Origin of the sequence: Streptomyces liliiviolaceus (assembly GCF_018070025.1) — a bacterium.
In the GTDB taxonomy this organism is placed as follows: domain Bacteria; phylum Actinomycetota; class Actinomycetes; order Streptomycetales; family Streptomycetaceae; genus Streptomyces; species Streptomyces liliiviolaceus.
This window is the reverse complement of the sequence record NZ_JAGPYQ010000001.1, coordinates 3,138,874-3,154,032: the sequence shown is the minus strand read 5'-3', so window position 1 is coordinate 3,154,032 and position 15,159 is coordinate 3,138,874. Positions and strand designations below refer to the sequence as shown.

The 15,159-nt window shown below is 69.6% G+C and carries 11 protein-coding genes and 1 pseudogene; 7 read left to right on the top strand and 5 right to left on the bottom strand.

Annotated features, from left to right (window positions below; all coding sequences use genetic code 11):
* The first annotated feature begins 5 nt into the window (after positions 1–5).
* The 4 genes and pseudogenes from mmsA (at position 6) to J8N05_RS13745 (ending at position 5,684) form a co-directional block, all read left to right on the top strand.
* On the top strand, positions 6–1,547 hold the full coding sequence (gene mmsA / locus J8N05_RS13760; protein ID WP_210882910.1) for a multiple monosaccharide ABC transporter ATP-binding protein: 1,542 nt from the start codon (positions 6–8) through the stop codon (positions 1,545–1,547).
* A gap of 5 nt (positions 1,548–1,552) precedes the next feature.
* Entirely contained in the window at positions 1,553–2,800 is a 1,248-nt protein-coding gene (gene mmsB / locus J8N05_RS13755) for a multiple monosaccharide ABC transporter permease (protein WP_210882909.1), read from the top strand.
* 65 nt (positions 2,801–2,865) lie between these two features.
* Positions 2,866–3,966 (top strand): annotated as a pseudogene (locus tag J8N05_RS13750) (aldose epimerase family protein); the annotation flags it as partial.
* Positions 3,967–4,118: 152 nt separating this feature from the next.
* Positions 4,119–5,684 carry a pyridoxal phosphate-dependent aminotransferase gene (locus J8N05_RS13745; RefSeq protein WP_210882908.1) on the top strand — a complete coding sequence of 522 codons (1,566 nt, stop codon included), beginning with the start codon at positions 4,119–4,121 and terminating at the stop codon, positions 5,682–5,684.
* 203 nt (positions 5,685–5,887) lie between these two features.
* On the opposite strand, the gene J8N05_RS13740 is transcribed toward J8N05_RS13745, so the two are convergent.
* Positions 5,888–7,321, bottom strand: a complete 1,434-nt coding sequence (locus J8N05_RS13740) for a family 43 glycosylhydrolase (protein WP_210882907.1) — start codon at positions 7,319–7,321, stop codon at positions 5,888–5,890.
* Positions 7,303–8,295: an arabinan endo-1,5-alpha-L-arabinosidase gene (locus J8N05_RS13735; RefSeq protein WP_210882905.1), complete on the bottom strand. Its 993-nt coding sequence runs from the start codon at positions 8,293–8,295 to the stop codon at positions 7,303–7,305. Before J8N05_RS13735 ends, J8N05_RS13740 begins: the two co-directional genes overlap by 19 nt.
* Before the next feature lie 258 nt (positions 8,296–8,553).
* Between J8N05_RS13735 and J8N05_RS13730 the strand changes: the two genes are divergently transcribed.
* On the top strand, positions 8,554–9,315 hold the full coding sequence (locus J8N05_RS13730; protein ID WP_210882904.1) for an intradiol ring-cleavage dioxygenase: 762 nt from the start codon (positions 8,554–8,556) through the stop codon (positions 9,313–9,315).
* Positions 9,316–9,514: 199 nt separating this feature from the next.
* Here the strand turns inward: J8N05_RS13730 and J8N05_RS13725 are convergent, their stop codons facing one another.
* Positions 9,515–9,706 (bottom strand): hypothetical protein, encoded by a 192-nt coding sequence (locus J8N05_RS13725; RefSeq protein ID WP_210882903.1) that lies wholly within the window; start codon positions 9,704–9,706, stop codon positions 9,515–9,517.
* Positions 9,707–9,860: 154 nt separating this feature from the next.
* On the opposite strand from J8N05_RS13725, the gene J8N05_RS13720 reads away from it, so the two are divergent.
* Together J8N05_RS13720 and J8N05_RS13715 are read left to right on the top strand one after the other, a co-directional pair.
* Positions 9,861–10,766 carry a LysR family transcriptional regulator gene (locus J8N05_RS13720; RefSeq protein ID WP_210882902.1) on the top strand — a complete coding sequence of 302 codons (906 nt, stop codon included), beginning with the start codon at positions 9,861–9,863 and terminating at the stop codon, positions 10,764–10,766.
* A 66-nt stretch (positions 10,767–10,832) separates the two neighbouring features.
* A complete protein-coding gene (locus tag J8N05_RS13715; protein WP_210882901.1) occupies positions 10,833–12,380 on the top strand; it encodes a helix-turn-helix domain-containing protein in 1,548 nt (515 codons plus the stop codon).
* A gap of 175 nt (positions 12,381–12,555) precedes the next feature.
* On the opposite strand, the gene J8N05_RS13710 is transcribed toward J8N05_RS13715, so the two are convergent.
* Entirely contained in the window at positions 12,556–13,455 is a 900-nt protein-coding gene (locus tag J8N05_RS13710) for a sulfite exporter TauE/SafE family protein (RefSeq protein ID WP_210882900.1), read from the bottom strand.
* A gap of 172 nt (positions 13,456–13,627) precedes the next feature.
* Positions 13,628–15,142, bottom strand: a complete 1,515-nt coding sequence (arfA, locus tag J8N05_RS13705) for an arabinosylfuranosidase ArfA (RefSeq protein ID WP_210882898.1) — start codon at positions 15,140–15,142, stop codon at positions 13,628–13,630.
* Positions 15,143–15,159 lie beyond the last annotated feature (17 nt).

Genomic DNA, 15,159 nt, shown 5'->3' with positions numbered 1-15,159 from the left:
CGACCATGGCGGGACCCGTCCTGGAAATGCGCTCGATCGTCAAGACCTTTCCCGGCGTCAAGGCGCTGTCGGACGTCTCACTGAGCGTCCGGCCGGGCGAGGTCCACGCCATCTGCGGGGAGAACGGCGCCGGGAAGTCGACCCTCATGAAGGTCCTCTCCGGCGTCCACCCGCACGGGACGTACGAGGGCGACATCCTCTTCGAGGGTGAGCCCTGCACGTTCAAGGACATCAGGGCGAGCGAGCAGCACGGCATTGTGATCATCCACCAGGAGCTTGCCCTGGTGCCCTACCTCTCCATCGCGGAGAACATCTTCCTCGGCAACGAGCACGCCACGCGCGGGTTCATCAGCTGGACCGAGACGCTGAGGCACGCGACCGAGCTGCTGCGGCGGGTCGGGCTCGACGAGCACCCCGACACCCGTGTCGCCGACATCGGTGTGGGCAAGCAGCAGCTCGTCGAGATCGCGAAGGCGCTGTCGAAGAAGGTGAAGCTGCTGATCCTCGACGAGCCGACGGCGGCTCTGAACGACGAGGACAGCGGCAAGCTGCTGGACCTGATCCTGGGGCTCAAGGACCAGGGCATCACCTCGATCATCATCTCGCACAAGCTCAACGAGATCGCGGCGGTCGCCGACTCGGTGACCATCCTGCGCGACGGGCGGTCCATCGAGACCCTCGACGTGAAGGCCGCGGAGACCACCGAGGACCGGATCATCAGCGGCATGGTCGGCCGCGACCTCGACCACCGCTTCCCGGAGCGCACCCCGCACGACACCGAGGTGGGCGCGGCTCCGGCCCTGGAGATCCGCAACTGGACCGTGCACCACCCGATCGACCAGCAGCGCAAGGTGGTCGACGACGTGTCGATCCAGGTGCGCCGCGGGGAGATCGTCGGGATCGCCGGGCTCATGGGCGCCGGGCGCACCGAGCTGGCGATGAGCGTCTTCGGGCGCACCTACGGCCGGTACGCGGGCGGCACCGTCCTCAAGGACGGCAAGGAGATCCGTACGAAGACCGTGTCCGACGCGGTCCAGCACGGCATCGCGTACGTGACCGAGGACCGCAAGCACTACGGCCTCAACCTCATCGACACCATCAACCGGAACATCACGCTCAGCGCGCTGGGCAAGGTCGCCAAGGGCGGTGTCGTCGACGAGCACCAGGAGCGGCAGGTCTCCGAGGGCTTCCGCAAGTCGATGAACATCAAGGCCCCGACGGTCTTCGAGCCGGTGGGCAAGCTGTCGGGCGGCAACCAGCAGAAGGTCGTCCTCAGCAAGTGGATCTTCGCGGGCCCCGATGTGCTGATCCTCGACGAGCCGACCCGCGGTATCGACGTGGGCGCCAAGTTCGAGATCTACACGGTCATCGACAAACTGGCCGCCGAGGGCAAGGCGGTCGTCTTCATCTCCTCCGAGCTGCCCGAACTGCTCGGAATGTGCGACCGCATCTACACCATGTCGGCCGGGCGGCTGACCGGTGAGGTCCAGCGGGCCGAGGCCACGCAGGAAGTGCTGATGCGCCAGATGACGAAGGACAAGAGGTAAGACCGATGAGCACGAATGTGACCGCCAAGTCCCCCGCGCCGGCCCCCGCCGGCAAGGGCGGCTCGTCAGGCGGCGGCGACGGCCTGCTGCAGCTGATGGTGGAGGGCATGCGCCGCAACATGCGGCAGTACGGCATGCTGATCGCGCTGGGCCTGATCGTGGTGCTGTTCGCGGTGTGGACGGACGGCGACCTGCTGCTGCCGCGCAACGTCTCCAACCTGGTGCTGCAGAACAGCTACATCCTGATCCTCGCGATCGGCATGATGCTCGTCATCATCGCGGGCCACATCGACCTGTCGGTCGGCTCGCTCACCGCCTTCGTGGGCGCGGTGGCGGCCGTGCTGATGGTCAAGCACGACCTCGACTGGCCGATCGCCGTGGTGCTGTGCCTGCTCCTGGGCGCCGCCGCGGGAGCCGCGCAAGGCTTCTTCATCGCGTATCTGGGCATACCATCCTTCATCGTGACCCTCGCGGGCATGCTGACCTTCCGCGGTCTCACCGAGATCTTCCTTGAGGGCCAGACGCTCGGCCCGTTCCCCGAGGGTCTGCAGAAGGTCTCCAACGGCTTCCTCCCCGAGGTCGGCCCGGACACCAACTACCACAACCTCACGCTGCTGCTCGGCTTCGCCGTGATCGCGTTCATCGTGCTGCAGGAGTTCCGTGACCGCAGGCGGCAGCAGGAGTTCGCGCTCGACGTGCCGCCTTTCAAGCTGTTCCTGCTGAAGATCGTGGCCCTGGCCGCCGCGGTGCTCACGGTCACGATGATGCTCGCCAGCTACAAGGGCGCGCCGGTCGTGCTGATCATCCTCGGCGTCCTCGTCGTCGGCTTCGGCTACGTGATGCGCAACGCCGTCATCGGCCGCCACATCTACGCCATCGGCGGCAACCTGCCCGCGGCGAAGCTGTCCGGTGTACGGGACAAGAAGGTCACCTTCCTGGTCTTCCTCAACATGGGCATGCTCGCGGCGCTGGCCGGTCTGGTCTTCGCGGCCCGCTTCAACGCGGCCTCGCCCAAGGCCGGTGTGAACTTCGAACTGGAGGCGATCGCCGCCTCGTTCATCGGCGGCGCGTCGATGAGCGGCGGCGTGGGCACGGTCCTCGGTGCGATCATCGGTGGTGTCGTGCTGGGTGTGCTCAACAACGGCATGAACCTCGTCGGCGTCGGCAGCGACTGGCAGCAGGTCATCAAGGGCCTGGTGCTGCTCGCGGCGGTCGGCTTCGACGTCTGGAACAAGCGCAAGGTCGGTTCGTAACGTGCAGGTGGGGCCCCGTGGACGTACGGTCCACGGGGCCCCATTTTGCTTTGTGCGCGTCATGAACCACTCACGTCTCGGGAAGACAGGAACCGGTGAAAGAACTGGTGAACGAACTGGTGAAGGAACTCTTCGGCGAACTCGCCGACGGCACGAAGGTCCACCGCTGGTCGCTGGAGAACGGCGGCACCCGGCTGAAGGTCCTCTCGTACGGCGGCATCGTCCAGTCCCTGGAACTTCCCGACGGGCGCGGCGGACACACCAACGTCTCGCTCGGCTTCGACACCGTCGAGGCGTACGAGACGTCCAGCCCGTACTTCGGCGCGATCATCGGCCGGTACGGCAACCGCATCGCCAAGGGCCGGTTCAGCCTCGACGGTGAGGACCACGTCCTGCCCGTCAACGACGGCGGCCACAACCTGCACGGCGGGCCGGAGGGCTTCGACCGGCGGATCTGGGACGTGGAGGGGTTCACCTCCGGCTCCGACGTGGGCCTGGTCCTGCGGCGCACCAGCCCCGACGGCGAGATGGGCTACCCCGGCACGCTCACGGTGCGGGTGACCTACACCCTCACCGCGCGGGGCGACTGGCGTATCGACTACGAGGCGACCACCGACCGGGCCACGGTCGTCAACCTCACCAACCACGTGTACTGGAACCTGGCCGGCGAGAACGGCGGCTCCGTCCACGACCATGTGCTGACCGTCGCCGCGTCCCGCTACACCCCGGTCGACGCGGGACTCGTCCCCACCGGTGAGCTCGCCGGGGTCGCGGGCACACCCTTCGACTTCCGTACGCCGAAGACGCTCGGGGCGGATCTGCGGCGGGAGGACCCACAACTGCTGTACGCCCAGGGCATCGACCACAACATGGTCCTGGACAAGGGGCTCACCGAGCGGCCCGAGCACATCGCGCAGCTGCGGGAGCCGGTCTCCGGCCGCACGCTGAGCATCGCGACGACCGAGCCCGGAGTGCAGCTCTACACCGGGAACTTCCTGGACGGCACCCTCGTCGGGACCGGCGGCCTGGCCTACGGGCGGGGCGACGCGGTGTGCCTGGAGACCCAGCACTTCCCCGACTCGCCGAACCGCCCGGAGTTCCCGTCGACGCTGCTCAGGCCGGGTGGCACGTACCGCTCGACGACGGTCCATTCGTTCAACATGTAACCATCCTTCACAGGTGGTTCACAATTTCCACATCGATTCACAGTCGTTGAACAGGGACACACAGGCGCACGTACTTAGAGGCGGCCCGGGTATCCCCGCTCGGGCCGCCGCCCGCGTAACCGCTCGGGCCGCCCCTCAAGGACGGAGGGTCCATGGCCGACAAAGTCACCTCGCTGTTCCGCACCGGCGCGCACAGCCCCTCGATGGCCGCGCTGGCACGAGAGAGCGGGGAGGCGGGTCCGGTGGACTTCTGCATCCCGTGCAATCCGTACTTTCCCTCGCCCAGGATGATGGACGAGCTGACCACCCGGCTGCGCGACATCATCACGTACTACCCCAGCAGCGCGGACACCATCACCGCCGAGCTGTGCAACCTGCTGCAACTTCCCCCGCAGTGCGTGGCGATGGGCAACGGATCGACCGAACTGATCACCTGGATCGACCACTTGCTGGTCCGGGAGTCGCTCGCCATCCCCGTCCCCACCTTCGGTCGCTGGACCGACCAGCCGCTGGAGACCGGCAAGCGCGTCGACATGTTCCCGCTCCAGGAGAGCAACGGCTTCGCGCTCGACCCGGCGCAGTACATCCAGTTCATCCGCTCCCGGGGCACCCGCGCGGCCGTGATCTGCAACCCGAACAACCCCGACGGCGGTTTCCTGCCCAAGCAGACGATCCTGGCGTTCTGCGACGCGCTCGCCGACCTCGACCTGATCGTCATCGACGAGTCGTTCCTTGAGTTCGCCGACGCCGAGAACGAGCCGAGCATCGTCGAGGAGGCGGTGATGCGCCCCAACGTCATCGTGCTGCGCAGCCTCGGCAAGAACTTCGGTCTGCACGGCGTGCGGTTCGGCTACATGGTGGCCAACCCGGGCCTCGCGGGCAAGATCCGCTCGATGCTGCCGAAGTGGAACCTGAACGCCTTCGCGGAGACCGTGGTCTTCATGCTCAAGGACTACGGCGCCGAGTACGTGGAGAGCCTGCACATGGTGCGCCGCGACCGGCTCGACATGGCACGCCAGCTCTCCACGCTGCCCGGCCTCACGGTCTACCCCTCGCAGGGAAACTTCCTCTTCGTGCGCCTCCCCGTGGGCGCCGAGGGCACCGTGGTCCGGGACCGACTGCTCACCGAGCACCGGATCCTGGTCCGCGAGTGCGGCAACAAGATCGGCTCGTCCAGCCGCTTCGTGCGGCTCGTGGTACGCCCTCAGGAGGACGTACGCCGACTGGTGGTCGGCCTGGAGTCGGTGCTCTACGGAACCACCAGACGGGCTGCCGCCGTGCCCGAGCTGAGCCAAGGGGCCGGTTACAGCTCGGGGACCGCGGCGGTCGACCGGCTCGTCGGCTCGACGAACGGGCAGGGCTATCCGGGGCTCGCGGGCGCGGCGAACGGGATGGTGCAGCAGCCTCAGCCGGTGCCGCAGCAGTTGCCGCAGCAGCCGCAACCGCTTGTCGCCGCGGCGAACGGGATGGTCGGGCAGCCGCAGCCGTTGACCGCGGCGCAGACGCGGGGGACCACGGGGATGCCGGGCGGGTTGACCGCTGTCGCCGCGGCGGGGCAGCCGCAGGGGTTCCCCCAGCAGGGGTTCCCGCCACAGCCTCAGGCGATGCCGCAGCCGCAGCCTGTGCCTCAGCAGCAGCCGGGCGGCTGGCCGAACACGCCGGGCGCATCCAACGGAGCGGGCTGGCCTGCGGCCGGCGGGGTCAACCGGGTCGGCTGACCCCGGGTGGGGGGTGCGCTACAAGATTGCGCAGTTCCCCGCGCCCCCAAATACCGCGCCGTCGTCCGCGCAGCTCAAAGATTGCGCAGTTCCCCGCGCCCCTAGGTACCTAGGGGCGCGGGTGCTTTTAGGGGCGCGGGGAACTGCGCAATCCTTTAGGCCCGCCCCCGCCGGGGCCGCAGGTGATGGATTGGGCTGTCGCGCTACGCAGTATTGAAGCGCCACTGTTGGCAGTTGTTGTTCAGCCAAGTCCACTGGCGGACGTCCGCCCCGTCCGCCGCGGAGCAGTCGGCGACATCCGCCACCTTCCCCGAAGCCTGGTTCACGATCCGGACGTAACCCCCGGAGGTGACCAGGAACCGGAACCGCTGGCACGTGTTGTCGAGCCACGCCCACTGCCGCAGATCCGCCCCGTCGGCGGAGGAACAGTCCGCCGTGTCCAGCACCTTCCCGGACCCCACGTTCACCAGCCGGCTCGTATCGTCCCCCCGGTCCTCCACCCGCCATTTCTGATGGTTCCCGCCGTTGCAGGCGTACTGCTGCACATTGGCCCCGTCGGCAGCCGAACCACCCGCCACCTCAAGGCACTTACCGCTGTTGCGGTTCGTCAGCGTGTACGTGGTGGAGGTGCTCGACGGCTCCCCCGACGGCCCCGCGAGACTCGTCCCCAGCCCGACCGGCACACCGAAGTTCGGCGACCCGTCGGAGTTCCACGTGAACTTCTGCGCCCGCGTCGTGCGCCCGTTGTCACAGCCGTCGCCCGCGCCGTCGTTGGCGTGGTAGACGATCCAGCTCTCACTGCCGTCGGGTGAGGTGAAGAACCCGTTGTGGCCGGGCCCGTACACCCCCGCGCTGTCGTTGCGCTGGAAGACCGGCGTGGACTTCTTCGTCCAGGAGGAGGCGGAGAGCGGGTTCGAGCCGGTGAGCGTCAGCTGCCCGAGCTTGTAGTCGGGCGTCCAGCATCCGCTCGCGGAGTAGATGATCCGCGTGACCCCGTTGCGCTGGAGCACTTCGGGCCCCTCGTTCACCGTCCCGCCCGACCTCTCCCAGTCGTACGTGGGCGTGGAGATCGTCGAGAAGGACCCGCTCAGCGTGTACGGGTTGGACATCGGCGCGATGACGAGGTTCTGCGTCCCGCCGCTCGCGCTGCCCAGCAGATACAGCTGCCCGTTCACGTTCATGACGCTCGGATCGAGCATCCACGCGCTGTTGAGCTGGTTCTTGTACGTGTACGGGCCCAGCGGGTCGGACCCGGAGCTCTCCAGGACGTGGGTGCGCTGGGTCGGGTTGTAGTCGGAGATGTTCTGCCCGGCGACGAAGTACAGGTACCACTTGCCTCCGGAGTAGAAGAGTTCCGGCGCCCAGATGTTGCAGCAGCGCGAGGCCGCGTCACCCTTCCACACCTGCACGCTGGGCGCGGTCGCGAGCCCGCCCAGGGTCGGTGACCTGCGCATGGTGATGACGTCGGTCCAACTCGTCGTCACCAGGTAGTAGTTGCCGTCGTGGTACGAGATCCAGGGGTCGGCGCCCTTCACGGACTTGACCGGGTTGGCGAAGGAGGCCGCGCTCGCCGAGGACTGCCCGAGCGACAGGGCGAGCAGCAGCGCGGCCAGCAGGGTCAGTAGGCGACGGGCCATCCGGTGCTCCAGTTCAGGAGGTTGATGCCGAGTTTGGGGGTGCCGTTGTCCTGGCCGTCGTAGTAGTGGTAGACGATCAGGTCGCCGTCGGAGTCCGCCATGATCGACTGCCCGCCGGGCCCGATGTACCGCCCGTGCGACTCCAGCACGGGCGTCCCGCCGTTGTTCGTCATCGCCACACCGCTCTTGTCGTAGTACGGGCCGGTGACACTGGTGGCCCGCCCGACCTTGACCTTGTACGTGGAGCTGGTGCCGGCGCAGCAGGTGTCGTACGAGGCGAAGAGGTAGTAGTAGCCGCCCCGCTTGACGATGTAGGGCGCCTCGACGGCCTTGGTGCCGGTCGGCCGGGACGCGATCGAGTAACGGGTGGTGTTGGTCGAGAGCTGCTTGCCGGTCGACGGGTTGATCTGGATCATTTTCAGCCCGGTCCACCAACTGCCGAAGGACAGCCACCACTTGCCGTCGCTGTCGACGAAGAGGTTCGGGTCGATGGCGTTGTAGTCGCTGGAGGTGGTGGACGTGTAGACCGTCCCGTAGTCGCTCCAGGAGCCCGGGAGTCCGGTCGTCGAACCGGCGAGCCCGATGGCCGACTTGTTCGAGCCGAAGGTCGAGACGGCGTAGTACATCAGGTACTTGCCGCCCGCGTACGAGATGTCGGGCGCCCAGGCCTCCGTCGCGTACGACGACCACCAGCTCGGCTTGGTGCCGAAGGCGTCGGAGCCCGCGCTGAAGGCGATCCGGTTGGTCGACGTCTTGTAGCTGAGGCCGCCGCCGGTCGCGTACAGCAGGTACTGCCCGGACGAGGTGCGGATCATCGTCGGGTCGTGGACGACGGTCGAGCCGGTGACGGTGCCCGGGTTGGGGTACGCGGAGGCGGTGGTGGGGACGAGGGCGAGCAGGATGGCCGCGGGGAGGGCGAGCAGCGCGGTCCTGCGGCCCGTACGGCGGGGAGTCCTGCTGGAGGTGGGGCTCACGCGGATCCTCCTACGAGTGGGGGGAGTCGAAGTGCCTCGCGTTCGAAATCACGGACGCTTGTCATGACTTCGAACGGCGGGATGACCCGGAACGTAGAATCGAACCCCTTGCGCGTCAACGGTTCACACAGCCCCGCGCGCCCCGGTAAACGTCGAAAGTCTTTCGGCGTCCCGGCTGTCTCACAACAGACTTGACGCTTCGTCACTTTGCCCAACCCACAGCGCTTCGACAGATTCCGTTTCTACGGTGCCGTGTTCATGACAGACACATCGATCGGACGTCGAACCGTGCTCATCGCCACGGGCGCCACCGCGGCCACTCTGGCCGTCGGTGCCACGCTCCCCGAGGCCCCCACCACGGCCCCCACTACGGCTGCCGACCAGCAGCCGGCCGCCGCCGCGGCCGTCTGCACCCTCACGAAGGAGATGACCGAAGGCCCCTACTACCTCGACGGACAACTCGTCCGCGCGGACATCCACGAGGACAAGACCGGGATTCCGCTCAAGCTCACGCTCACCGTCGTCGACGACGACACCTGCGCTCCGCTCGACAGCGCGCTCGTGGAGATCTGGCACTGCGACGCGCTCGGCGAGTACTCCGGGTTCGTCGGCGGGAACGGGCACAACGAGCCCGACAACGGCAGGTTCCTGCGCGGCGGGGTCCTGACGGGCGCCGACGGCGTCGCGAAGATCACCAGCGTCTACCCCGGCTGGTACCGGGGGCGGTGCATCCACATCCACATCAAGGTGCACACCGATGTCACGCTGACCTCCGACGGCTCGTTCGAGGGCGGTCAGGAGCTCCACACCGGGCAGCTGTTCTTCGACGAGGCGATCACCATGCGGGTGGCGGCGGTGCCGGTGTACGCGGCGAACACCGTGCCGCGGACCACGCTCGCGCAGGACGGGATCTACGACGACGGGGGCGCGGCGTCGGGTCTGCTGACCCTGACCGCGCTGGGCAGCTCGACGACGGCGGGGTATGCGGGCGCGTTGACGCTCGGCGTCGAAACCTCCTGATCGACCGCTCGTCGGCTGCGGGCCGGTGGGGGCGAGCCGCGCAGTTCCCCGCGCCCCTGAAAAACGGGGCTGCGCCCCAGCTTTTCGCCCTTTAGGGGCGCGGGGAACTGCGCGAACGGCCCCCACCGGACCGCACTTCTAGGGGCGCGGGGAACTGCGCAATCCTTTAGGCCCGCCCCCACCGGCCCGCAGAGAACGCTCAGCCCCGCCCACTACGGCTGAGCACGCGCATGCCGCACGCGTCCACGACACGTACCTGCAGCGAGCCGCACCCGCAGCGGGTCCAGACCGTATGGCCGGCGGCCGTACCGTGCCGGGACACGATCTGGAAGGGCTCGGCGCGGTCGGGCCAGCCGCAGTGCGGGCACGCTTCACGCTGTGTGCCGGTCATGGAGGGCTCCTCACGTTGTGGGTCGACTGCGGGCGCGTGGGGGCCGGCCGCGCAGTTCCCCGCGCCCCTTCGGGGCACGCACCTCCAGGGTGTGGCCCAGCAACCGTGCACGTCCAGGTTGACTTTCTGGACGTGACCCTTAAGTCTGGGCTTCATGATTGATCTGCGGCGACTCCACGTCCTGCGCGCCGTCGAGCACTACGGCACGGTCACCGCCGCCGCCAGAGCCCTGCACCTCACCACCTCCGCCGCCTCCCAGCAGGTCCGCCAGCTCGCCCGTGAGCTGGGCGTCGTCCTGCTGGAGCCGCAGGGCCGCGGCGTACGCCTGACCTCCGCCGCGCGCAGCCTGATCACGCACGCCGACGCCATCCAGGCCCGCTGGGACCGGGCCGAGCTGGACCTGCGCGCCGACCACGACGATCCGGCCGGACTGCTGCGGGTCACCGGCTTCCCGATGGCCGTCTCGGTGCTGATCGCCCCGATGGCGGCCCGGCTGCGCGAACGCCACCCCCGCCTCTCCGTCCGCATCCAGGAGGCGGTCGTACCCGAGAGCTTCAACCTGCTCTTCGAGGGCGGGGCCGATCTCGCGGTCGTCGAGGCGACCTCGCGCAACCCCCCGATCAGCGATGCCCGGTTCGACCAGCAGCCGCTGCTGGACGACCCGTTCGACCTGGTCGTACCCGACACGCACCGGCTGGCGGGACGCGAGCGGACGGATCTCGCGGAGGTCGCCCGCGAGGAATGGATCGCGCCGTCCGAGGACAACCCCTGCCGTCTGCAGGTGCTGTCCGCGTGCGGTGCCGCCGGATTCACCCCCGACATCGTCCACCAGGCCTGGGACTGGAACGTGACGGCCCACCTCGTCGCGCACGGCCTGGGTGTCGCGCTCATCCCGCGGCTCGCCCATCTGACCCCCCACCTGCCGATCACCCGCGTCCGCTGCACGGGCGACCCGCACCGCAAACTCCTCACCTGCACCCGCGCCGGAGGCCATGAGCGCCCGGCCGTCGCGGCGGCCCTGGCCGAACTCCGGGAACTGGCGCCCACAGCGGTGGCGTGACCGTCACAGGGGGGCGCACTAGGGTGCCCCCCTGTCGGACCGTGGTACGCGGGGCAGGGAAGGTGAGTGGGAGCTGTGGGGGTGCCGGGACACGGGGAGGACGTCGACGAACTGCTGCGGCTCGTACGGCGGCGGGGCACCCCGGCGGAGGTACTGGACTGGCTCGGCCGCCGGACCGGGGCGCACGTCGCGTGGATCGGCCGCGACGGCACGGTCGAGACGGCCACGGCCGGCTTCCCCCGGCGGATCGCGGACGCGCTGACGGAACAGGTGGAGCGGCTGGCCGGCGGACGGCTGGCCGCGGCCACCGCACGGGTCGGCGAGCGGGAGGTCCGCCTGGAGGCCTTCGGCGGACGCGAGCCGCGCCCGGTGCTGGTGACGGTCAGCGCGTCGCCGCTGCCGCGGGAGGCCGCCGCGCTGGCCTCGCAGGCCGGCGGCATCGTCGATCTGCTGGGCAGGGCGTCGGACGCCGACGGGGGCACGCGCGGATACGAGGCGAAGGCGGCGCAGCTGCGGTTCGCGGTACTGACCGCGCTGCTGGCCGGGGACGTCACCATGGCCCGCCGGATGACCACCGGCGACGTACCGCCGCTGCTGAACGCGGAGCGCGTACGCGTCCATCTCCTGCACTGTCCGCCCGCCGACCGCGACCGGCTGACCCGGACCTATCTGGATCCGTCGGGCTATCACGGCCCGGGGCTGATGGTGAACTGCCCCGTGTTCAAGGAGCAGTTGATCTGTCCCGTGGCCGAGGACCCGGAGCTGGGGGGCCGGTTCCGGCAGGGCGAGGTGCTGCGGCGGCTGGTCGCGGAGAACCAGGGGTACGCGCTGGGCGTCAGCAGGCCCCATCCGCTCGCCGCCACGGGCGAGGCCTACGGAGAGGCCGTGCACGCCCTCGCGGTCGCCCGCAACTCCCCCGGCCGGCTGGCCGCCTACCGGGGCCGGCCCTCGCTGGTGCACGTACTGCCGCGCCGGGCGGCCCTCGCCTGGGCGCGCGGCTATCTGGAGCCGTTGCAGGCCGTCCCCAAGCCCACCGAGGACGTCGTCCGGCTGGCCGTGACGTTCTCCCGGTCCGGTGTGGCCCGTCTGCTGCACCTCAGCCGCACCACGGTCACGGCCCACTGCCGCCGGGCGGAGGAGGCGCTGGGCGTCGACCTCGGCGAGGTCCGCACCCGTGCCACGCTCGATCTGGCCCTGTCCCTCACCGCGCTCCAGTCCGCCGATCCCGCCGACGGCGCCCAGGCCGACACGGTGCAGCTGGTCGCGCCCCCGCTCGCGGAACTCCTGCGCTCCTCCCCCGCCACCGCGTGGGCGGAGCCCTTCCTGCACCCTCTGCGCGACACCCGGCACCGCGATCTGTACCTCACCGTGGAGGCCTGGATCGACGCCAACACCGACGCCCAGCGCACGGCGGCGCGGGTGGGCCTGAGCCGCAACACGGTCCGCGCGCATCTGCGGGCCGCCGAGCGCCTCCTCAACCGCGATCTGCTGACCACCGGGTCGGGCGTCCACGACCTCGTGCACGCCCTGCGGGTGACGGGTGGACAGCGTGCACACCCACCGGCCGAATCTGGCCAGCGTGCACGGTGGTCGTCGGCGGACGTCGCCTCATAACGTGCACAGTGCGCGGCGAATGGCCCACGGGGGAGGTCATTCGCCGCGGTTGCGCTCCCACTTGGGGCACTGGCGTGTTGCGGGGCCCTGCCGTGTGGGGTTCCGTGTCGGGTGCGGGTCCGGTGGGGGCTGGGCGCGCAGTTCCCCGCGCCCCTGAGGGGCCCTAGGGCCCCCTCTAGGCGCCCAGGGGCGCCAGAGGGGTCTCGCTCTCCCTCTCCTTGCGGTGGGCCTGGATCGAGTACGTCAGTGCCGCGGCCCACAGGGCGTACAGGAGCACGTACACGCAGACGCTCAGCGCGCCCGACGCGGCCACCCAGTCGCTTCTGAGCAGCGTGCGGACGTTCGTGACGACGATGATTCCGCCGACCGCCGAGCCCAGGACGCGCGGGGGCAGCAGGCGTACCAGCCAGGCCGCGACGGGCGCCGCGATCAGGCCGCCGATCAGGAACGCGGCGACCCAGCGCCAGTTCAGGCCCTGGGAGCCGAGGGAGAAGAGAAAGCCGAGGCTGGCGGCGACGGCGACGAGGAACTCGCTCGTGTCGACGGACCCGATGACCTTGCGGGGCTCCATCCGGCCGCCGGCCAGCAGCGCGGGCGTACCGACCGGACCCCAGCCGCCTCCGCCGGTCGCGTCCAGGAACCCGGCGACCAGGCCGAGCGGCGACAGGAACCGCTTGCGCAGCGGCTTGCCGAGGTTGCCCTTGGGCAGGCCGCGAAAGGTGAACCGGGACATGACGTACAGCCCGAGCCCCAGCAGGATCAGGGACATCACGGGCTCGGCGACCCCGGTGGACAGCCCGGACAGCACGGTCGCGCCGAGGAAGGACCCGACGGCCCCCGGTACGCCGATCCGGATGACGACCTTCCAGTCCACGTTCCCGAAGCGCCAGTGCGAGGCACCGGACATCAGGGTCGTGCCGATCTCCGCGAGGTGGACCGTGGCGGAGGCGGCGGCCGGGTTGGTGCCCATGGAGAGGAGCAGGGTGGTCGAGGTCACGCCGTAGGCCATACCGAGGCTGCCGTCCACCAGCTGGGCGCCCAGGCCCGCCAGGGCGAGCAGTACCAGCGTGCGCATCGTGTGCGAGTCCGTCCCGTCGTGTCGCGGTGTCCCTCCGGGAAGCGCCTCGGGGAGACGGAAGGGACGGACGGGACGCTAGGTGCCCGAACTGAGGATTGCCTGAGCGTGGGATGAGGACGCCGCACAGGCGGCGCCCCGGCCGGGGAGGACCGGGGTGCCGCCTGTGCGGTCAGACCAGGCGGATCACGTTCCAGGAGAGGGGTTCCAGGGTGCTGGTGAGCGTGCCGTCGTTCAGGGTGGTCGCCGTGACGGCGTGCGGGACCACGCGTTCCGGTTCGTCCAGGGTGTTGCGGGCGTCCGGGTCCGCGTCGGACAGGGCGCTGTGCTCCACCACCGTCGTCAGGCCGAGCGAGGCCAGCGACACCTCCAGCGGCAGCGCCTGCGTGCGGCTGCGGTTGACGGCGAAGACGGTGACCGAGCCGTCCTCGGCCCGGACCGCGGTGGCGTGCAGCAGGTCCGTCTCGCCGTACTTCGCCGTCTCGTACGTCGGTGAGTCCACGCGTACGTCGAGGACCTGGCCGCGCCCGTACCGCGAGGCCTGGGAGAACGGGAAGAACGTCGTCTGGCGCCAGGCCGGGCCGCCCGGCTCGGTCATGATCGGCGCGATGACATTGACGAGCTGGGCCAGGCAGGCGATCGTCACCCGGTCCGCGTGCCGCAGCAGGGCGATGAGCAGCGAGCCGAAGACCACCGCGTCGGTGACGTTGTAGTTGTCCTCCAGGAGCCGGGGTGCCTCCGGCCAGTCCAGCGGGTTGCGCTCGGCCTCCTCCTGGGTCCGCGACAGGTACCAGACGTTCCACTCGTCGAAGGAGAGGTTGATCTTCTTCTTCGACTTGAGCCGCGCGCCGATGTGGTCACAGGTGGCGACCACGTTCTCGATGAACGACTCCATGTCCACGGCGGAGGCCAGGAAGGAGTCGACGTCGCCGTCGTGGGGCTCGTAGTAGGCGTGCAGGGAGATGTGGTCGACCAGGTCGTACGTCTCCTGGAGGACCGTCGCCTCCCACGTGGCGAAGGTGTCCATGGACTGGCCGGAGGAGCCGCAGGCGACGAGTTCGACGCCCGGGTCGATCTGGCGCATGGCGCGGGCCGTCTCGGCGGCGAGACGGCCGTATTCCTCGGCCGTCTTGTGTCCCGTCTGCCAGGGGCCGTCCATCTCGTTGCCCAGGCACCACATGCGGATGGCGAAGGGGTCCTTGTCGCCGTGCGCGACACGGAGGTCGGACAGGGCGGTGCCCGACGGGTGGTTGGCGTACTCCTGGAGTTCCAGGGCCTCGGCGACGCCCCTCGTGCCGAGGTTGACCGCCATCATGGGCTCCGCCTGCGGGCCCAGCTTCTTGAGGAACGCGATGTACTCGGACAGGCCGAAGCGGTTCGTCTCCGTCGAGCGCCAGGCCAGGTCCAGGCGGCGGGGGCGGTCCTCGGCGGGGCCCACCGAGTCCTCCCACTTGTAGCCGGAGACGAAGTTGCCGCCGGGGTAGCGGATCGTCGTGACGCCCAGTTCCCTCACCAGGTCGAGGACGTCCTGGCGGAGGCCGGCCTCGTCCGCGGTGTCGTGGTCCGGCTCGTGGATGCCGGTGTAGACGCAGCGGCCGAGGTGTTCCACGAACGAGCCGAAGAGGCGGGGGTCGACTTCGCCGATGGTGAAGGCGGGGTCCAGGGTGAAGCGGGCCTTGTCTTGCATGGTGCCTTTTCGCCTTT